At 38.4% G+C, this 20,566-nt stretch carries 20 protein-coding genes; 17 read left to right on the top strand and 3 right to left on the bottom strand.

Annotation, left to right across the window (positions count from 1 at the left end; genetic code table 11):
* Positions 1-71: 71 nt before the first annotated feature.
* The 3 genes from HMPREF1040_RS06415 (at position 72) to HMPREF1040_RS08330 (ending at position 2,288) form a co-directional block, all read left to right on the top strand.
* The gene (locus HMPREF1040_RS06415) at positions 72-488 is read left to right on the top strand and encodes an Rrf2 family transcriptional regulator (RefSeq protein ID WP_007393109.1); all 417 of its coding nucleotides are present in this window, start codon (positions 72-74) and stop codon (positions 486-488) included.
* Positions 489-706: 218 nt separating this feature from the next.
* Positions 707-2,140, top strand: coding sequence for a CoA-transferase (locus HMPREF1040_RS06410; RefSeq protein ID WP_007393124.1), 1,434 nt, complete (start codon positions 707-709; stop codon positions 2,138-2,140).
* A complete protein-coding gene (locus tag HMPREF1040_RS08330) occupies positions 2,100-2,288 on the top strand; it encodes a hypothetical protein (protein WP_007393117.1) in 189 nt (62 codons plus the stop codon). The genes HMPREF1040_RS06410 and HMPREF1040_RS08330 overlap by 41 nt, the downstream gene beginning before the upstream one ends.
* Before the next feature lie 72 nt (positions 2,289-2,360).
* Here HMPREF1040_RS08330 and HMPREF1040_RS06405 read toward each other — a convergent pair whose 3' ends face one another.
* The 3 genes from HMPREF1040_RS06405 to HMPREF1040_RS06395 form a co-directional block, all read right to left on the bottom strand.
* Complete coding sequence (locus HMPREF1040_RS06405; RefSeq protein ID WP_007393104.1) at positions 2,361-3,008, bottom strand: YigZ family protein; 648 nt, start codon at positions 3,006-3,008, stop codon at positions 2,361-2,363.
* Between the two features lie 9 nt (positions 3,009-3,017).
* Positions 3,018-3,389, bottom strand: a complete 372-nt coding sequence (locus tag HMPREF1040_RS06400) for a helix-turn-helix transcriptional regulator (RefSeq protein ID WP_007393099.1) — start codon at positions 3,387-3,389, stop codon at positions 3,018-3,020.
* A 171-nt stretch (positions 3,390-3,560) separates the two neighbouring features.
* The gene (locus tag HMPREF1040_RS06395) at positions 3,561-4,838 is read right to left on the bottom strand and encodes a M18 family aminopeptidase (protein ID WP_007393076.1); all 1,278 of its coding nucleotides are present in this window, start codon (positions 4,836-4,838) and stop codon (positions 3,561-3,563) included.
* A gap of 239 nt (positions 4,839-5,077) precedes the next feature.
* On the opposite strand from HMPREF1040_RS06395, the gene hrcA reads away from it, so the two are divergent.
* From hrcA to uvrB, 14 genes are all read left to right on the top strand, one after another.
* On the top strand, positions 5,078-6,115 hold the full coding sequence (gene hrcA, locus HMPREF1040_RS06390) for a heat-inducible transcriptional repressor HrcA (protein ID WP_007393134.1): 1,038 nt from the start codon (positions 5,078-5,080) through the stop codon (positions 6,113-6,115).
* A gap of 15 nt (positions 6,116-6,130) precedes the next feature.
* Entirely contained in the window at positions 6,131-6,727 is a 597-nt protein-coding gene (gene grpE / locus HMPREF1040_RS06385; RefSeq protein WP_007393079.1) for a nucleotide exchange factor GrpE, read from the top strand.
* Between the two features lie 27 nt (positions 6,728-6,754).
* Positions 6,755-8,599 (top strand): molecular chaperone DnaK, encoded by a 1,845-nt coding sequence (gene dnaK / locus HMPREF1040_RS06380; RefSeq protein ID WP_007393084.1) that lies wholly within the window; start codon positions 6,755-6,757, stop codon positions 8,597-8,599.
* A gap of 26 nt (positions 8,600-8,625) precedes the next feature.
* Positions 8,626-9,819: a molecular chaperone DnaJ gene (dnaJ, locus tag HMPREF1040_RS06375; protein WP_007393136.1), complete on the top strand. Its 1,194-nt coding sequence runs from the start codon at positions 8,626-8,628 to the stop codon at positions 9,817-9,819.
* Positions 9,820-9,857: 38 nt separating this feature from the next.
* Complete coding sequence (locus tag HMPREF1040_RS06370) at positions 9,858-10,739, top strand: 50S ribosomal protein L11 methyltransferase (protein WP_007393078.1); 882 nt, start codon at positions 9,858-9,860, stop codon at positions 10,737-10,739.
* The gene (locus HMPREF1040_RS06365) at positions 10,740-11,465 is read left to right on the top strand and encodes a 16S rRNA (uracil(1498)-N(3))-methyltransferase (protein ID WP_007393116.1); all 726 of its coding nucleotides are present in this window, start codon (positions 10,740-10,742) and stop codon (positions 11,463-11,465) included. It begins immediately after the preceding gene.
* Position 11,466: 1 nt separating this feature from the next.
* Positions 11,467-12,789 (top strand): tRNA (N(6)-L-threonylcarbamoyladenosine(37)-C(2))-methylthiotransferase MtaB, encoded by a 1,323-nt coding sequence (mtaB, locus tag HMPREF1040_RS06360; RefSeq protein ID WP_007393132.1) that lies wholly within the window; start codon positions 11,467-11,469, stop codon positions 12,787-12,789.
* Position 12,790: 1 nt separating this feature from the next.
* Positions 12,791-13,135: a histidine triad nucleotide-binding protein gene (locus HMPREF1040_RS06355; protein WP_007393137.1), complete on the top strand. Its 345-nt coding sequence runs from the start codon at positions 12,791-12,793 to the stop codon at positions 13,133-13,135.
* 111 nt (positions 13,136-13,246) lie between these two features.
* On the top strand, positions 13,247-14,098 hold the full coding sequence (gene ylqF / locus HMPREF1040_RS06350) for a ribosome biogenesis GTPase YlqF (protein WP_007393098.1): 852 nt from the start codon (positions 13,247-13,249) through the stop codon (positions 14,096-14,098).
* A 7-nt stretch (positions 14,099-14,105) separates the two neighbouring features.
* Positions 14,106-14,897, top strand: coding sequence for a ribonuclease HII (locus HMPREF1040_RS06345; RefSeq protein ID WP_007393119.1), 792 nt, complete (start codon positions 14,106-14,108; stop codon positions 14,895-14,897).
* Positions 14,898-15,439: 542 nt separating this feature from the next.
* Positions 15,440-15,781: a 50S ribosomal protein L19 gene (gene rplS, locus HMPREF1040_RS06340; RefSeq protein WP_007393115.1), complete on the top strand. Its 342-nt coding sequence runs from the start codon at positions 15,440-15,442 to the stop codon at positions 15,779-15,781.
* 241 nt (positions 15,782-16,022) lie between these two features.
* Positions 16,023-17,489: a M17 family metallopeptidase gene (locus HMPREF1040_RS06335; RefSeq protein ID WP_007393080.1), complete on the top strand. Its 1,467-nt coding sequence runs from the start codon at positions 16,023-16,025 to the stop codon at positions 17,487-17,489.
* Between the two features lie 20 nt (positions 17,490-17,509).
* Positions 17,510-18,334 (top strand): Asp23/Gls24 family envelope stress response protein, encoded by an 825-nt coding sequence (locus tag HMPREF1040_RS06330; protein ID WP_007393086.1) that lies wholly within the window; start codon positions 17,510-17,512, stop codon positions 18,332-18,334.
* 110 nt (positions 18,335-18,444) lie between these two features.
* On the top strand, positions 18,445-20,559 hold the full coding sequence (gene uvrB / locus HMPREF1040_RS06325; protein ID WP_007393133.1) for an excinuclease ABC subunit UvrB: 2,115 nt from the start codon (positions 18,445-18,447) through the stop codon (positions 20,557-20,559).
* The last annotated feature ends 7 nt before the right edge of the window (positions 20,560-20,566 follow it).

The raw sequence follows: 20,566 nt of genomic DNA, 5'->3' as shown, positions 1-20,566 counted from the left end.
GTATAATAGATAAAGAGTAGATACAGTATATTGGTATTTATACCGATAACGTCTATTTGAGGAGGGATATTGTGATTATTACTAGAGAAACGGACTATGCAATTCGCATTTTACGTGCTCTGGCTAGGTCAGATTTAAAAAGTATTCGAGAAATATGTGAAACTGAATATATGCCACAACAATTTGCCTATAAAATAGCAAAAAAATTAGAAATTGCTGGGTTGATTGAGGTTATTCGAGGAGCCCAAGGGGGCTGCCGTTTAAAAAAAGATTTGCATGAAATTACGTTATGGGAAGTTATTCATGTGATGGATCGTGAAAATATGGTTACCTCCTGTTTGAATGATTCCTTTGTTTGTATGTATCGGGATACTTATGATAATTGTGTGATGCATGAATCGTTGTGTGAAGTGCAAGACCATATTGAAGCATATTTAAAAACATTAACGATTTATGATTTGGTGTTTGTTCATTCTCGTGATAAATAATGTTATGTGGAGTTGTTTTTTGTTTCATGTTAGTTTATAAAAGTAGCTATTTTATATATTATAAGATGTAGGAAGATGTAGGGTTAAAAAGAGAAAGAGTATAACTATTTTGTTATATTCTTTCTCTTCTGTTTATGGGGGATAGAACGTAGAAATATTTTTCTTATTAGTAAGAGTTGTATTATAATGAAGGGGAGACAGACAGGAGGGGGTATGGTATGGTTCAGTTTATTACGGCAAAACAAGCAGCGAGTTTGTTACATGACGGGGATGTTGTTGCCATGAGTGGGTATGGTAAATTTGGTACAGCCGATGCTATTTTACAAGCTATTCAAGAGCGATATGAGTGTAGGCATGAGCCTAAGCGAATGACGTTAGTTAAAGTGGCGAGTGCGGGCGATGGACAAATGCGGGGTGGCAATAGATTAGCGGCACCAGGATTATTGGAAAAAGTCATTACGAGTCATATTGGCTTTGAACCTAAATTAGCCGAAACAATAAGTAAAAATCAGTGTTTGGCGTATTTGCTTCCAGCAGGCACGATTCTTCGCTTATATCGTTCGCAGACGTTAGGTGAAAAAGGTTTTTTGACAACCGTAGGGTTAAATACAACTGTTGATCCGCGTCAAGAAGGTGGATGTGGTAATGAGCGAACAGAACAACAGGGGAATAATCTTGCTTCTGTTGTATCCATTGCAGGAAAAGAATATTTATATTATGCGACTTTTCCTATACAAATAGGTATTATTCGAGGCTCTATTGCCGATGAAAAGGGGAATGTTTCATTAGTACATGAACAGATGATTGGCGAACAGTTGGAAATTGCTATGGCCGTAAAACAAAGTGGCGGCGTGGTTATGGTGCAAGTGGAAGAGGTGGTTAGACAGGGGACACTAGAAGCCCGGCAAGTAGCTATCCCTAGTCATTTGGTAGATTACATTACAGTGGTAAAAGATTCAGCTGATGAAGCCTGTGTGGAAAGAAAACGGACAGCGGAAAAAGTTTCGGTTATGCCGATGACCGCACGAAAAATTTGTGCGAGAAGAGCGGTCATGGAAATTAAGAGCAATCAATTTGTTAATTTAGGAATTGGTATGCCTGAAAGTCTTGCAAGTATTATGGAAGAAGAAGGACTTACGAAACAGTGCATCTTGGCAGCAGATTCAGGTGTTATTGGGGGGACACAGCAATCGGGAATTGCTATGGGGAGTGCAATTCATCCTGAATCTGTTATGCCTATGGTGGATATGATGGCATTATGTAATGGTGGGGGGTTAGACGTTTGTGTGTTAGGGTTAGCGGAAACGGATCGCGATGGTAATATCAATGTGTCTCGCTTTAATGGTCGTATGGTAGGACCGGGGGGCTTTATTGATCTGACGATGCAGACGAAAAATCTTATTTTTTTAGGCACATTTACGGCATCTGGTTTGGCTATACAGTGTCACGATGGAAAATTATCTATTGTGCAGGAAGGTGTATATAATAAATTTAAAACAAAAGTGGAACAGGTCACTTTTTCAGGAAAAAGGGCAAGGGACAGACGGCAAAAAGTATTATGCATTACAGAACGAGCTGTGTTTGCTCTTGCTGATAACGGGTGGAGATTAGATGAGATTGCTCCCGGAATTGATGTGCTGGAGATTAGATGAGATTGCTCCCGGAATTGATGTGCGGAAACATATTTTGCCTTTTATTGATTTTCCTATTGCGATTAATCCGGATTTAAAGGAAATGGATGCACGTATTTTTGCCGAAGGAAAAATGGGATTTGTTTTAGGTAGGCATAAGGAGAGTTAAAGTCTATTTTTATAGCGAAAATGAAAAAACTACTTCGTGTTATATGAAGTAGTTTTTTTATTTATGAACCTGTTATCGGCATGGTGGTGCTTGCAACGTAGGTAGATATTGTATTTCCTGGCAATCATATGTTAAGGTACCGGCCGTTATCTTTTGTAGATTTTTTCGTAGTATATTCACTTGATTTATAGAAATTTGCAGTGAAAAGGTTACTTTATCCGTAAATATTCGCTCGCGAATGGTTATCTTATTATCTATACAATATTGTTCAACTATACCGATATAAGGATAAGTTAGTGTAATATTAGCTATTTCAAAAGGTGCATAAGTGGCAATAGTAGCATTTTCGATCCCTAAGGATACGGTATGACTATAGGCACGAATAAGTCCTGCGGCACCTAATTTAATGCCACCAAAATAGCGTGTAACAATAGCAACGGTATTAGTTAACTGATGTTGTTTTAATACTTCTAGTATAGGTTTTCCGGCCGTTCCTGATGGCTCTCCATCATCGGAAGAGCGTTGATATTTTCTATCGCTGCCAATACAATAGGCAAAGCAGTTGTGTCGTGCATCGTAGTATTGCTTTTTACAGGATTGGATCTGTGCTTGTCCTTTTTCTTCTGTATCTACTTGGGCAAGTGTAACAATGAAACGTGATTTTTTTATAATATATTCTGCGTTGGCTATGCCGTAGATTGATTTATATACGGGGAACACTGCGGCCTCCTATAATGATTTTTTTGGTTTGGGCATAGCGGGGGATATATGTAATAATATTTCAACGGCATGTTGCTCTTCTGGCGATAAATAGTGTAATGCCTGTAAAATACGGTGATCTTGAGGTGATAAAAAAGTACAATCATCATATTGCGAATCCGTATGTTTTTCTTGACAATATATACCAGGTCTGCCTAAGAGCTTGCAAATAGGAATTTGAAAAAAATCAGCTAGTTTTAATAGGAGGGAAATGTCGGGGGTGTACAATTCAGATTCCCATGCATATACGGCTTGTTTAGACATTCCGAACATAGCTCCTAATTCTTGCTGTGTTAAGCCTTTTTGTTTTCGATAAAATTTTATTTGCTGCCCAATTGTCATGAGGTAACCACTTCCTAAATGAATGTAAGAGTATAGTTATTATGCGATTACATTATAATATGAATATAAATGTACGTCAAATAAAGATGAGATTACATGTTATTATAACAATTTATTTATAATAATGATAATAATATAGTGAATAATATATTCTAATAGATGAAAGTAATGCTAAGGTTCAGAGAAAAAGGCGATTAATAATTGCTGCAATAAGCACTGATCTTCTAAGCTCATTACTTCTCTTGCTGAATGCATTGACAAGATAGGAATACCGATATCCATTCCTCGTATGGATAATGTCGTAGAAAGTGCGGAACCGAGGGTAGAGCCACCGGGGATGTCATTTCTATTGACAAAGTATTGATAAGGTATTTGGTATTTTTGACATAAGCCACGAATAATGGCCAATGCTTCTGCATCTCCTACATAAGCTTGACTGCAGGCTGTTTTTAAGGCAGGCCCTTTGCCTAAGAGGGGACGATGTGTTGGGTCGTGTTTTTCCGGTAGATTAGGATGAACGGCATGAGCGACATCAACGGATAATAAAAAACCGGAATGTAAGGCATGCAAGTAGTTTTCATGGGTATAGCCTAAATAGTGATAAATTTGTTTTAACAGATGTGGTATTGCCGTAGATGCGGCCCCTTGCTTTGTGCGATTGCCGACTTCTTCGTTATCAAATAAGATTGCCACGTGGATACCGTCACTCTCTTTACTTTCGATTAAGCCCATTAAGCAGCCATAGGAAGATGTTAGGTTATCAAGCCGAGGGGCAGAGAGTAATTCGTTATGCAGTCCCAATAAACATCCTTCTTCTGTTGGATATAAAGAAAGATCATAGGATAATATTTCTTCTTTGGGAACATCTATATACGCTGCTAAAAAGGATAGAAATGATTCGGTTTCTGTTATTTTTAAACCATATAAGGGGAGCAGATGAAGCTGCGGATTTTGTATTACGCCGTCATTGGTTTGACGATTTAAGTGAATGGCTAAACGGGGGATAATGCAAAAGGGGGTTTTATAGTCGATAAATTGAACCGTCGGCTGAAATATATTTTTTCCTTTGACTACTATTTTTCCAGCAAATGAAAGGGGTCTATCTAGCCAAGATTCGCGAATAAGACCGCCGTAAACTTCTACATTCAATTTTAGATAGTCTTCCGTAATCATATGCGAAAGCGGTTTTATACGCAAGCACGGGGAGTCTGTGTGTGCAGCGGCTATGCGAAGATTATGTAAAGGCGATTTACCAATGGTAAAGGCAAGTAAAGTCGAATCATATAGGCGAATATAGTAGGTGCCGCCTGTGGTTATAGTCCAAGGCATATGCGGTGACAGTTCGGTAAAACCTGCCGCTGCCAGCATGGCGGTTCCCGTATTTACAGTATGAAAAGGTGAAGTAGAAGTATGAATAAAGGAGAGTAAGCCTGTAGCAATTTTATTCATTAAAATCATTCCTTTCTTTATTACGTGATGCATTTATTATACCATAGGTAATTGGTAGTTAAATCAGTATGTGGGAAAAGGGGAAATATAAAAAAAAATTTGACTTTTTGACTAAAAGAGGCTTCTTTGGCTTAAAATCTATTGACAAATAAAAATGTAAATGATATCTTATATATGTAGTTATTAGCACTCTTATTCGAAGAGTGCTAATACAAACTATTAAAGCTGAGGTGGTGGATATGGCTTTAGATGAACGAAAACGTCGTATTTTACAGGCGATTGTTCAAGACTATATCACATCAGCCGAGCCTGTGGGTTCTCGAACCATTGCGAGAAAGTACGATTTGGGGGTAGGGGCCGCGACCATACGAAATGAAATGTTTGATTTAGAGATTCAAGGTTATTTGAAACAGCCGCATGCTTCGGCAGGAAGAATTCCATCGGTTAAAGGTTATCGGTTTTATGTAGATTGCTTATTAGAACCGAAAACGATTTTACCAGAAGAACAAAAAATGGTAGAAGATTGGATTCGCAGTCGAATGAATGGGATGGATCAAATCTTTAGCTCGACAGCTAAGGTGTTAGCTGAAATTACACATAATGCAATTTTTGTTATGGCGTCACAACAGGAGCAGGCGCGGTTAAAGTATATTCGGTTTTTGCCATTAGATGAACGAAGAGCTATTATGCTTGTTGTTACAGATTCTGGACATGTTGAAAATTGCTTGTATGCTAAACCTGAAAAGGTTTCTCTAGACGATTTAAATCGTTTGGCCGTACATTTGACACGGTATTTGGCAGGAAAGACGATGAGTGAAATTGATTTGCCCACGTTGGAGAATATTCGTGATGTCGTGATTGACGATCCTGCATTATATCGTAATGCTTTCGCATCGTTAGAACAAGCTTTGAAAAAGAATCATCGTGTTTATAAAGAAGGTACCTTGGAACTTTTTGATAAGCCTGAATTTAGAGATGTGCATAAAGCTAAAAATTTACTGGTTTCATTAGAGGAACAGGATGTAGTAAATCATTTATTTGTAGGGAAGTCAGAAGATAGTGGAATGGTAACCGTGCGTATTGGCGAGGAAGTAAAATTGCCGCCTATACAGGAGTGTAGTGTTATTGAGGCTACCTTTACAGCGGGGAATGATGTTATTGGCAAAATTGCCGTCTTGGGACCAACCCGTATGGAATATGCTCGGATTATTGGCCTATTGAATTTTATGAAAGAGCATATGAAACAAATTTTAATACAATATGAGCAAGAAAAATAGGAGGTTACAGACAGGATGAGCGAAGAAGAAAAAGATAGAATAGAAGAAGATAATCATGCTGCGACAGAAGAACACAATATGGATAGCCAGCAAGATATGCCGCAAGAAGCATCAGAAGAACAGGTAACCGAAAAGCATGATGAAAACGATTTATCTAAACTGGAAGCCACTGCTCATGCATTAGAAGAAGAAAAACAACGGTATATGCGGTTGCAAGCTGATTTTGCTAATTATAAAAAAAGAACCGTTGGGGAGAAACAACAACTCTCCGAATTAATCAAGGCAGAAATATTACTTTCTATTTTACCTGTAGTGGATAATTTTGAACGAGCATTGCAACATCCGTCAGAACAGATTGGTGAAGAAGTAAAATCGTTTATTGATGGATATGATATGATTTATAAACAGTTGATTGGTATTTTAGAAAAAGCGGGCGTTACGAAAATGCAGCCAGTTGGACAACCTTTTGATCCGCAATATCATCAAGCCGTTAGTCGTGTAGCGGTGGCAGAAAAGGAAAATGATACGATTGCGGAAGTGTTACAAGAAGGATATTTGTTGGGCGATAAAACGTTGCGTCCGGCAATGGTAAAAGTAGTATATAATGGATAATTTAGTGAATATAGAGGAGGAACTATTATGAGCAAGGTAATTGGTATTGATTTAGGTACAACAAATTCGGTAGTAGCAGTTATGGAAGGGGGAGAACCTACCGTTATTACGAACGCTGAAGGATCTCGTTTAACTCCATCCGTTGTGGGTTTTTCTAAAACAGGGGAACGATTAGTAGGGCAATTAGCTAAGCGTCAGGCTGTGTCTAATCCGGAAAATACAATCGCATCTATTAAACGTCACATGGGTGAAGATTATAAAGTAAATATAAATGATAAACAATATACACCACAGGAAATTTCCGCTATGGTTTTGCAAAAGTTGAAAGAGGATGCAGAAAGCTATTTAGGCGAAAAAGTTACACAAGCGGTTATTACAGTTCCTGCATATTTCTCGGATAGTCAACGTCAAGCAACGAAAGACGCTGGTAAGATTGCTGGTTTAGATGTATTGCGTATTGTTAACGAACCAACGGCAGCCGCATTAGCATATGGTTTGGATAAAGGCGGCGATGGCAAAATTTTGGTATTTGACTTAGGCGGTGGCACGTTTGATGTTTCTATTTTGGAATTAGGTGACGGCGTATTTGAAGTTAAAGCTACGAATGGTAATACCCATCTTGGTGGGGATGATTTTGATAACGCAGTTATGAATTGGATGATTCAAGAATTTAAAGGTCAAACTGGAATTGATTTATCTCAAGATAAAATGGCTGAACAACGGTTAAAAGAAGCAGCTGAAAAAGCTAAGATTGAATTATCAACCGTTATGACCACGAATATTAATCTTCCTTTCGTTACAGCCGATGCAACGGGACCGAAGCACATGGATTTGAATTTAACGCGTGCTAAGTTTAATGAATTGACTGAATCGTTGGTACATGCAACGATGGAACCGACTCGTAAGGCTATTCAAGATTCAGGTTTATCTATTGATGAAATTGATAAAATCATTTTGGTAGGTGGTTCGAGTCGTATCCCCGCAGTTCAAGATGCTATTAAATCAATTTTGGGTAAAGAACCAAGTAAAGGCGTTAATCCGGATGAATGTGTAGCTATTGGTGCAGCGATTCAGGCGGGTGTTTTAGTTGGTGATGTAAAAGACGTATTATTGTTGGATGTAACTCCGTTGTCACTAGGGATTGAAACGTTAGGCGGCGTATTTACTAAGATTATTGACCGCAATACGACGATTCCTACATCGGGAAGTCAGGTATTCTCTACGGCTGCCGATAATCAACCTTCCGTAGATATTCATGTATTGCAAGGTGAACGTGAAATGGCAGCAGATAATAAATCGTTAGGCCGTTTTGAACTTTCGGGTATTCCAGCGGCACCGCGTGGAGTACCTAAGATTGAAGTTACATTTAATATTGATGCCAATGGTATTGTTAATGTAACGGCAAAAGATTTGGGTACAGGAAAAGAACAAAAAATTACGATTACATCAAAGACCAACTTAGATCAAAGTGAAATTGATCGCATGGTTAAAGAAGCAGCTGCTCATGAAGCGGAAGATAAAAAACGGAAGGAAGCAATTGAAGTAAAAAATAATGCTGATTCGTTAATTTATCAGGCTGAAAAGACGATTAAAGAATTAGGCGATAAAGCAGATCAAACGAAGGTTGATGCGATTAAAGAAAAAATTGCAAGCTTAAAAGAAGCGATCAATACGGATGATGTAGATAAAATTAAGAGTGCATCGGAAGAATTGACGAAGCCGTTATATGAATTGTCAAGTGAAATGTATAAAGAAGCAGCTGAACAACAGCAAGCACAGGCACAACAAGATGGTGCACAAGCACAATCACATGAAAATGATGAAAATGTAGTTGATGCAGATTACACTGTTGTTGATGATGATAAAAAATAATTGCAATATAAAAGGGGTTTCCCACGATGAGTAAAAAAGATTATTATGAAGTATTAGGGATATCTAAATCGGCTAGTGAAGCCGATATAAAAAAAGCATTCCGTAAATTGGCTATTAAATATCACCCTGATAAAAATCGGGATAATCCTAAAGCAGCAGAAGAAAAATTTAAAGAAATCAATGAAGCGTATAGTGTATTGTCTGATCCCAATAAACGAGAACAATATGATCGCTTTGGACCAGACGCATTTCAAAATGGAAATGCGTCTGGTGCAGGCGGCTTTGGCGGCTTTGGTGGTTTTGGACAAGGCGGCTTTGGGGGCTTTAGTCAGGGTGGCTTTGGCTTTGAAGATATTTTTGATAACTTTTTTGGTGGTCAAGGTAGAGCTCAGCAAAATGGTCCCCAACGCGGATCAGATTTGCGGTTTGATGTAACGATTTCGTTTAAGCAGGCTGTTTTTGGTACAGAGTTGGATATTCAAGTTCCGAAGGAAGATACATGTAGTACATGTAAAGGTACTGGTGCAGCACCCGGATCGACTGTCGAAACGTGTTCGCATTGTCGAGGCACAGGACAGGAACGGGTTGTACAAAATACACCCTTTGGACAGATGGTAAATGTCAGAACGTGTAAACATTGCGATGGTACAGGAAAAATAATCAAAAAGAAATGTGCTACTTGCCATGGAACGGGCATTATGCGTGTGAGGAAGAAATTGAAAATTACCATACCTGCTGGTGTTGATTCGGGAGCACGTCTGCGTGTTGCGGGTGAAGGCGAACCGGGTATTCGTGGTGGCGGACATGGTGATTTATACGTATATATTTTAGTGCGTAAGGATGCTGATTTTATACGTGATGGAAATAATATTATTTCGGAAGAAACGATTTCATTTGCACAAGCGGCGTTGGGTGCAACCACGCGTGTACGTACGTTGGAAGGCTGGGTTGATCTTACGATTCCAGTAGGTACACAAAATGGTATGATTTTGCGTATTCCCAATAAGGGTGTCCCTGTTTTAGGGTCACGTAATCGTAGAGGAGATCATCATGTACGGATACGTGTAGCCGTACCTAAAAAACTTACGGAAGAACAAAAAGAAAAATTAAAAGAATTTGCTTGTGCGTGCGGTGAAGCGTGGGCACAGGGAAATAAAACAGATGCAGTTGATACAAAAAAGAAAGAGGATACTTCTAAAAAAAAAGGGATTTTGGAGTAAACTAAAAGATAAATTATGAATATAAAGGAGAATGATTTATGCAATGGCAAGAAGTTCATGTAATTATTTCTCCGGGGGCCACCGAAATGGTGGCTCTTCTTTTATATGAATGTGGATCTAACGGAGCAATTGTTGAAGATACAAAGATAGATGATACTACGCTGGTTCGGGTGACAGGCTATTTTCCTCTTGGCGGTAGTCAGGGAAAGGCACTTGTTGTGGAAAAAATGAAAGAATGGGAAGACGCCGGCCTTATTAATGGCCCATGGCATGTAACAACAAAAGACGTTGATGATACCTCTTGGTTATATACATGGCAAGATTATTTTCACGTTACGCCTATTACTGATACTTGTCGCGTGATTCCTTATAAGGAAGTAAGTGGGATGTCTTTGCAAGAGAAAGATATTATTATTGATCCAGGGGTATCATTTGGTAGCGGGTTACATGTGACCACGTCGATGTGTATGCAATTGATAGAGAAATGTGGCACGCAAGGGCATGTCCTTGATATTGGAACTGGCACGGGTATTTTAGCTATTATGGCAGCTAAATGTGGTGCACAAGAGGTCATAGCTGTTGATTTAGATGAACAAGCGGTTATACAGGCTAAAAAGAATGTGTTATGTAATGAGGTATCTTCACGGGTGAAAGTACAACAAAGTGATTTGGTAGCAGCGTTAGCAGGGGTATCTTATCGTGCTGATTTAGTTGTTGCTAATTTGGTAACGGATGCTATTTTGGCATTATTTACGGAAATTGGACATTATATGGACATGCAGGGGAAACTTATTATTAGTGGAATTATTGATGAAAGAATTCAGGAGATTCGTTCTGCTGCTAGTAAGTATGGATTTATTATATTGGAAGAACACCTACAAGAAGGATGGTATGCTCTTTGTTTAAAGCGGGAGGGCTAAATGCGAAAAATTTTTACAGACTTTCCTATTACAGATGAATTTATCTTACAGGGAATCGATGCTAAACATGTATTACGTGTATTACGGTATGATGTAGGAGATACGGTTATGGTGACCGATTGCACAGGAAATACATATGCATGTGAGATTGTTGAAAGTGATGGTGTAGTTGCTCGGTTACAGCCACTTAAGCATATATCAAGTAAAAAAGCATCATCAGGGGTAGTTGTATTAGCGGTAGGACTTTTAAAAAATGATAAATTTGATTGGGTTATACAAAAGGGAACGGAACTGGGTGTAGATGTTATCGTTCCTATACAAATGGAACATTGTGTAGTAAAATTAAATGATAATCGTCAATCGAATAAATTGAATAGATGGCGAAGAATTGCTATAGAAGCAGCTAAGCAATGTGGTCGTGATGATATTCCTATTGTTGATGAAATAGCTACATGGGATAAATTGTGTATAGATTATAAGGATTATCACTTTCTTGTACCTTATGAACGAGAAACGCGACCTTTACGAGATGTTATACCGGCGTTTCGTCAGGGAAACATAGTGGTTTGTATAGGCCCAGAAGGTGGCTTTAGTTTATCTGAGATTGATGTTGTTAAGTCGATGGTAGGAGCAACTTATAGTGTTTCATTGGGCACACGGATTTTGCGGGCAGAAACTGCGGCTTTAGCAACGTTAGCGATTATTATGTATGAAAGAGGATTGTAGCATGCCTACTATTGCTTTTGCGACGTTAGGATGTCGTGTAAATCAATATGATACGGATAGTATGCGCGGGTTATTTATCGCACAGGGATTTGTGGATGCATCATTTAATTCCCCGGCGGATGTTTATGTGATTAACACTTGTTCAGTTACGCAAATGGGGGAAAAAAAATCACGACAACTAATTCGCCGTGCAAAAAAATATAACCCTCAAGGGATAGTTGTAGTTACGGGGTGTTATGCTCAACTATCACCAGAAGAGATTGCGAGCATACAAGGTGTTGATGCAGTTATTGGTACTAATGAGAAAAAAAATATTGTTTCTATTGTGCAACAATTATTGCATACGGAGGCATTTGAACCAGTAACAGCGATTCATGATATACGGCACAGTGGCGATACTTTTGAAGAAATACCTTTATATCCTTCGGCAGTAGAACATACTCGTGCGGATTTAAAAATTCAAGAAGGGTGTAATAATTTTTGCACTTATTGTATTATTCCGTATACACGCGGTGCTTTAAAGTCACGTCAGCCTGATGCCATTGTAGAAGAAGCAAAACGACTTGTAAAAGCAGGTTTTAAGGAATTAGTTTTGACGGGAATTCATTTAGGAGCATATGGCAAAGAATTGCCCGATAAACCAACGCTAGCACATATTCTTAAGCGATTGGTACAAGAAACTGATGTTGCTAGACTGCGTTTGGGATCTATTGATTCGTTAGAGGTTGATGAAGCGTTGATAGAGGTGTTTAATGCGTTTAATAAGAGGATATGTCCACATTTACATATACCGATACAAGCGGGATCAAACGCTATTTTAAAAGCAATGAATCGTCAGTATACAAAAGAAGAGTATGTAGAATTAATTCAAGTATTAAAAGAGAAAATAAATAATGTCACCTTTTCTACTGATCTAATTTTAGGTTTTCCCGGTGAAACAGAAGAATTATTTTCTGAAACAATGGAAACATTGCGAGGCATTCCGTATTCACATATTCATGCATTTCCCTATTCGGCACGGCCAGGCACCCCAGCGGCTAAGATGATGGGGCAGATAGATATGGCAGAACGAAAACGACGGGTAGAAATAGTTAATGCTTTTTCTGCAAGGCAGAAAAAATCGCTTTTGCAAGGGTTCTTACATAAAACGGTATGCGTGTTGATTGAACGGGTAGATCAGACTAGGGCGGAAGGTTTTTGTGAAAATTATGAGCGCGTATATATTAGTCCTGTGTCGACGCTTAAGCAGGGTGATATGGTAATGGTGAATATTATACAAGCAACAGATAATGCGTTGTATGGTATTATAAAGGAGGATGTATAGTATGGAAGGTTGTATTTTTTGTGATATTGTAGCTGGTAAGATTCCTAGTACTAAGGTATATGAAGATACCTATTTTTATGCGTTTAAAGATATCGAACCAGTAGCCCCAATCCATGTGTTAGTAGTCCCGAAAAAGCATGTTGCTAGTTTAGCCACTCTTACGGAAAATGATGAAGAGATTGCCCGTAATATGCTTTTTACTATCCAAAAGGTTGCGGCAACCTTGGGATTAGCAGAAGATGGTTATCGTGTAGTATACAATACAGGTAAAAAAGCAGGTCAAACGGTACATCATTTACATGCTCATATTTTAGGCGGAAAAGAGATGTCTTGGCCTGGCGTATAAAAAAAAAGGAGGTGCCTTAGGCATCTCTTTTTTCTTTATATAAACCATGTATAATATAGGTATAGACGAGGAAAGAATATTTGTTATATTGATATAAGTGAGGACATATAGATGATTATTAATTGGTATCCTGGACATATGGCTAAAGCAAAAAAATTAATTCAAGAAAACATGAAAATGATTGATGTAGTTATTGAATTAGTAGATGCCCGTATTCCTAAAAGTAGTACAAATCCTATGATTGGCAACTTAATTGGTCAAAAACCAGCGATTATTGTCTTGAATAAGGCTGATTTAGCGGATCCGGAAGAAGTAAAGCAGTGGCTACAATATTATCGTAGCGAAGGAAGAATTGCGATTCCTTTAAATAGCAAAGAGAGTAAAAGTATAAAGCGTCTTATTCAAGAAATACGTTCGTTAGCAGAACCCAAGCTAGCACATTGGCGTAGCAGAGGCTTGAAAAATCGGTCGGTTCGAACCATGATTTTAGGTATACCTAATGTAGGAAAATCAACTTTAATGAACCGTTTAGCTGGAAGAAATGCAGCAAAAACAGCGGATAAACCTGGCGAAACGAAGGGGAAGCAGTGGGTTCACTTAGGCGATCAGTTAGATCTATTAGATACCCCAGGCGTATTATGGCCGAAGTTAGAAGATCAAGTGAGTGCTTATCGTTTGGCAGCAACAGGTGCTATTTCAGATACTGTTTTTGATATGGAAACGGTTGTATTTTCTTTAATTGAAGAGGTGCGGTTGCATTATCCTCAAGCATTACAAGCACGGTTTTCATTAACGGATTTATCGACATCACGGGAAGATATCATTAGCACGATTGGAAGAAAACGAGGCTGCTTGAAAAAAGGAAATGAACTGGATTGGGAAAAAACATATAAAGTTATTTTGAAAGAATTTCGAGAAGGAAAATGGGGTCTTATTTCATTAGATCACATAGATAGAGGATAAGGAAACTATGATAAATATTGAAGCGTTGTCGATACGCGAAATCGAAGACCGTTTGCAAGCGAAGCAAGGACTTATGGAATTGCTTGATGCTATGCGAACCGATCCGCGAAAAGCCGTACAAAAATTATATGCCCAGGCGTTGAAAAAAGCCCAAAAAGAGGCAAAGGAACAAGAGCGTATACTTCACCTATATCAATTAGAGCAGGCATATTATGCACAAGGATTGTATGAAGTTGCTGGTGTTGATGAAGCCGGAAGAGGTCCAGTCGCTGGGCCGGTAGCCATTGCCGCCGTTATTTTACCGCCTTATTGGGTATGTCAAGGGTTAAACGATAGTAAAAAAATTTCTGCTCAGAAAAGAGATGTGTTATACGATAAAATTTTAAAAGAGGCTATTGCTGTTTCGTGTATTATGAAAGAACGCGAAGAAATTGATCGGTTGAATATTTATCAGGCAACACAACAAGGGATGTATGATGCTATTGCAGCGTTATCTGTTTCGCCACAAGCTGTATTAATTGATGCTATGCCCTTACCTAAGTTGACGATGTTACATCAATCTCCCGTTCATGGAGATGCCCTTAGTGCTTCGATCGCAGCCGCATCGATTGTGGCTAAAGTGACACGAGATAGGTGCATGCAAAAATGGGATGTCGTTTACCCTCAATATGGTTTTGCGATACACAAAGGTTATTTAACGCAAGCTCATCGGGATGCGATTATGAAATTTGGCCCATGTCCTTTGCATAGACGTAGTTTTGAACCAATAAAGTCGATGGTAAAAGACGATTCATTGTAATGTAGGAAGGGACATAGAAATGTGCCTGGCACGGACGATGAAGAAAATTTTAAATGGCGAAGACGTTTCTATACGGTAATATGTCGGGAAATTTTGTTCGGTAAATAAAGAAAAAAGAGAGGACTTTTGATACAATATATGGTGGGATGGTAAAGGTGAGAAAAGTCATAGGGAAGATGGAAAAATTCTTTATGAAAGGCAAGTTTTTACAAGCGAACAAGAATTGATAAAACAAGTAGCAAAACATGAAGCTAGATATAATAAAACTGCGAAGACTGGTCTTAATTTCAAAAATCCTGACCAAGTTGTGTCGGAATACTTCTCAACGTGTAACATATGTGTTGATAACTAAGATGCTAGATACATGAGTATGTATACGCTAATTGACAGACCGTAATATACATGATATACTAACAAACGTATGTAGAGTAGAACGCATATCGTTTGTACTCTCTTTTATTTTAGGCAATCCGCTGCCAGTAAGACGACTATGTAATAATGAATAGCGGAGGGTAAGATTGTCTTATAGGAGGAATAGAAAGATGAACATTATCAGCGTATTAGAACAAGAACAATTACGTCAAGACATCCCTGCCTTTCGTCCTGGAGATACAGTGAAAGTGCATGTTAAAGTTGTCGAAGGAAATCGGGAACGTGTACAGGTATTTGAAGGGGTTGTTATTGGCAGACAAAATGGAGGAGTACGTGAAACTTTTACGGTTCGTCGTATTTCTTATGGTGTCGGTGTAGAACGTACATTTTTAGTACATTCTCCGCGCTTAGCTAAAATCGAAGTTGTTCGTCGCGGTATTGTCCGTCGTGCTAAGCTACATTATCTGCGTGGCTTAACAGGTAAGGCTGCACGTATTCGGGAACGCCGGTAAATGGCATGTAACAGGGATCAGTTATGCTGGTCCCTGTTTTTTTTCTTTTTTTATGTACATTAATTTACTCATGAAGAGATAAAATTATGATATACTAAGATAGAAAAATATAATCATGTAGGCTTTTTATGCAGTTTTAGCTAGCGATATTTTATTAGTTTATATGTCAAGTGGAGTATATAATAATTGGTAGTATACAGATAAAATAATAAGTAATTATGGTTATGAAGGAGATATAGGGATGATTACATGCAATGGAAATATTCAAGCGGATGCAATTGTTGTTGGAATTGATAAAACAAAGCAATTGATGCAACATATACCCAAAGAAGATGCGACACTTATCTATAAATATTTGGAAACAAGGTCATCCAACTTGGCATTTGCATCTGTTCAAGTATTTCATTGTGTTTGTGAAGATCGGGTAAAAGTATATTTTTTAATTGGTCAAGAAAATGGCATGAGCAAAACACGAGATTTCAGTGATTATACGGCGGCCCGACAAGTTATGGCGTTAGCGATGAAAGAACATTGTCAGTCCCTTGCTGTATATGTAGATACTTTATCGATGCGGATGGAAACATTGATTGACGGATTATTAGATAGAAATTATGAATTTATACAGTATATGAAAAATAAAGAGAAGTGTGTAGTTGAAAAAATTAATGTTATCACCTCATCGTTACAAGTAAAAGAAATAAATTCATTGTGTTATAAATACATGTCTATGTATGAAGGGATTTATAAGGCAAGAGATTTAGTGAATATGCCACCGAATGAATTGACACCGAGAAAATTTGTTGATCTCATGGCAACGATATTACAAGGTGGCGGGGGTAAAGTAGAATATTTTAACAAATGGTCGTTAGAAAAAATGAAAATGGGCGGTATTAGTGCTGTTGGTAAGGGAAGTATGAACCCGCCTCAATTAGTGGTAATACAGTATTTGGGGGATCCAGATAATCCGGATAAGTTGGGGTTAATCGGTAAAGGCGTTACGTATGACAGTGGAGGATTATCTTTAAAAAGTGCAGCCAATCAAGAATTTATGAAAGATGATATGGCAGGAGCAGCAACCGTAGTGGGGATTATTAAAGCGTTGCAATATTTAAAATATCCCGTTAATGTTATGGGGGTTATTCCTTTGGTTGAAAATATTCCTTCAAGTATGTCATATCATGTAGATGATATTATTACTATGTATGATGGAACCACTGTAGAAATTAAAAATACGGATGCTGAAGGACGGTTGATTTTAGCGGATGCACTATCGTATGCACAAGAAAAGGGTGCTACTCGTTTAATTGATTTAGCTACACTTACGGGGGCATGTGTTACCGCTTTAGGGACGATTCGTTCAGGGATGGTAGGTAATAATCAAGAATGGATGAATCAATTTTTCTGTGTGGCAGAACAAAATCATGAAAAAGTTTGGCAATTTCCCTTTGATGCGGAATATGGAGAGAGTCTTAAAAGTCAGGTGGCGGATTTAAAAAATATTGGAGGACGTGATGCGGGAGCGATTACGGCAGGGATGTTTTTGAATCATTTTGTGCGTGCGGATATTCCCTGGTTGCATGTGGATATTGCTGGAACGGCTTTTTGTGAACAGGCTGATAAGACGGGATTTTATGGAGCAACGGGTGTTGGTATTAAATCTATTTTGGAATTATTGCGAAGTGGGAGTATAGAAAAGAACAATCAATAGCATGTATAGTGGGTGAAAGTATGAATATTGTAGGTTTTATTGGGCCTAGCGGTACGGGAAAAAGTTATCGAGCGTTAGCTATTGCGTATGAACATCAACTAGATTGTTTAATTGATGACGGCATTTTAGTGTATCAGAATCGAATTGTAGCGGGTTCTACGGCGAAATCGGCGAATAATCATATGCAAGCTGTGAGGAAAGCTATTTTTATGGATCTGCAACAACAAAAGGATGTCCGTTTGGCATTAAAACGAATTAATCCAGCGGGTATTCTTATTTTAGGGACATCGGTTCATATGATAGAACGGATTTGTCAAAATTTGTCTTTGCCGATGGCGAATTCGTTCATATCGATTACAGACGTGGCGAGTGCAGAGGAAATAAAAATGGCTCAAAAAAATAGAATGGAAGAAGGTACACATATTATTCCCGTGCCAGTGTTTGAACTTCGTCCTCATTTTAGTGGGTATATTTTTAATCCGTTACGTTCTTGGTGGTATGGACGAAATGGCAAAGAAGCGATGGATCGATCTGTGGTTAGGCCTGTTTTTAGTTATTATGGTAAATTAATTTTTGCTAATAACGTATTATCTACGCTTGTGCAACATGGGATAGCACCAATAGATGGCATTGCTAAAGTTCATCGCATATATGTAGAAAAATGGCGAAAAAATAAGTATAAAGGCGTTCGTGTTCAATTAAAAATTACGATATATTGTGATGTGGTGATAAAAAAACTTATGGCTCAGATTAAGCGAACGATTCAACAGGAAATTGAATACATGACAGGGATGGTTCTATCGGCATTGGAAATCGTTATACAATGTCAGATTGAACGTGTATAATAAGGGCGACACATCTCGTTAGGTGTGTCGTTTTGTTTTACTGTACATCTGAAGTGGTAAATGGTATACTAGAATAATCAATAATGATTATTCTTTATTAGGAGGGAAATATGGATATACGCGACCATTTAAGCGATACGTATGATTGTTCGCATCCATTTCAAGTTCATGCTCCTTATAAACCAACGGGAGATCAGCCTGAAGCGATTGCCTCCTTGGTTAAGGGGATTCAATCGGGGCAATGGGCACAAGTATTATTAGGGGCGACAGGAACGGGAAAGACGTTTACGATGGCTAAGGTAATTGAGGCGGTTCAAAAACCGACCTTGGTGATTGCACATAATAAGACTTTGGCAGCACAACTTTGTAGCGAATTTAAGTCTTTTTTTCCGAATAATGAAGTAGCCTATTTCGTTAGTTATTATGATTATTATCAACCGGAAGCATATATTGCGACAACGGATACCTATATAGAAAAAGATTCATCTATTAATGATGAAATTGATAAAATGCGTCACTCTGCTACGATGAGTTTATTTGAGCGACGTGATGTTATTATTGTTGCTTCTGTATCATGTATTTACGGGTTAGGCGATCCGGAAGATTACAGTGAATTAGTGGTTTCCTTACGGCCTGGGCAAGAAAAAACACAAACGGATATTTTACATAAATTGGTATCTATTCAATATACACGCAATGATTTGGTGTTGCAACGTGGAACCTTTCGCGTGCGTGGGGATACGATTGAAGTATATCCCGTTTCTTTTGATAATACGGTTATCCGTATTGAAATGTTTGGCGATGAAATTGAGCGCTTAGTGGAAGTAGATGCGTTGACAGGTAAAATTATAGCAGAGCGAAATCACATAGCTATTTATCCAGCTAGTCACTATGTGACAACGCAAGCAAAAATGGAACGAGCGTTAGGAACGATTCAAACGGAATTGACGGAACGTTTAACGGAATTAAAAGAGGCAGGGCGATTATTAGAAGCACAGCGATTAGAACAACGAACTAAATATGATATGGAAATGATGATGGAGATGGGCTATTGCTCGGGGATTGAAAATTATTCTAGGCATCTAGCTGGGCGTAAAGCAGGGCAAACACCATATACATTATTGGATTATTTTCCTAAAGATTTTTTAATTATGGTGGATGAATCGCATGTTACCTTACCTCAGCTTCGTGCGATGTATGCAGGCGATCGCTCACGGAAAGAAAATTTAATTGAATATGGGTTTCGTTTACCATCAGCTTTAGATAATAGACCATTACGCTTTGATGAATTTGTTGATCGTATTAATCAAATTGTATATGTTAGTGCAACGCCTGGTTCATATGAAATGGAAGTATCGACGAATACGGTTCAACAAATTATCAGGCCTACCGGGTTATTGGATCCCCTGGTGGAAGTTCGACCTATTATGGGACAATTGGATGACTTATTGGGGGAAATTCGTATACGTGTACAAAAAAATGAACGTGTTTTGATTACGACACTTACTAAAAAAATGGCTGAAGATTTAACGCAATATTTAGAAGATATGCAGGTTCGTATTCGTTATTTACATTCGGATATTGCTACCTTTGAACGAGCTGAAATTATTAAAGATTTACGGGCTGGAGAATTTGATGTGCTTGTAGGGATTAATTTATTGCGTGAAGGATTGGATTTGCCGGAAGTATCGTTAGTGGCTATTTTAGATGCGGATAAAGAAGGCTTTTTGCGTTCGGATACGGCTTTTATTCAAACAATAGGTAGAGCGGCACGTAATGCGGAGGGAACGGTTATTATGTATGCCGATCGGATTACTGATTCTATGAAACGGGCGATAGATGAAACTAAGCGAAGAAGAACAATCCAAGAAGCGTATAATAAAAAGCATCACATTATACCGAAAACGGTATCTAAAGAAGTGGTGTCTTTAATTGAATCAACTAAGGTAGCAGAAACAACACCGTCGTATGATGATAAGACGAGCCTGTCGCCTAGTGACATGAAAAATCTTATTCATACGTTAGAGAAACAAATGCAAGAGGCTGCTAAGCGGATGGAATTTGAACAAGCCGCAGCTTTACGAGATCGTATTTCGGTCTTGCAAAAACAGTCTACACTTCAGATTTATGACGATACGTTACCTTCTGCATTGGCAGGTAAGGATATGCCCAAACGGCGGTATCGGCGAAAAGTTAGTCGTCCTGATCAGCACAAGCGGCGATGAGATGGGC

It is taken from the genome of Megasphaera sp. UPII 135-E, from assembly GCF_000221545.1.
In the GTDB taxonomy this organism is placed as follows: Bacteria; Bacillota; Negativicutes; order Veillonellales; family Megasphaeraceae; genus Megasphaera; species Megasphaera hutchinsoni.
The sequence above is the reverse complement of the archived record's forward strand: the minus strand, read 5'-3'. Positions and strand labels throughout refer to the sequence as shown.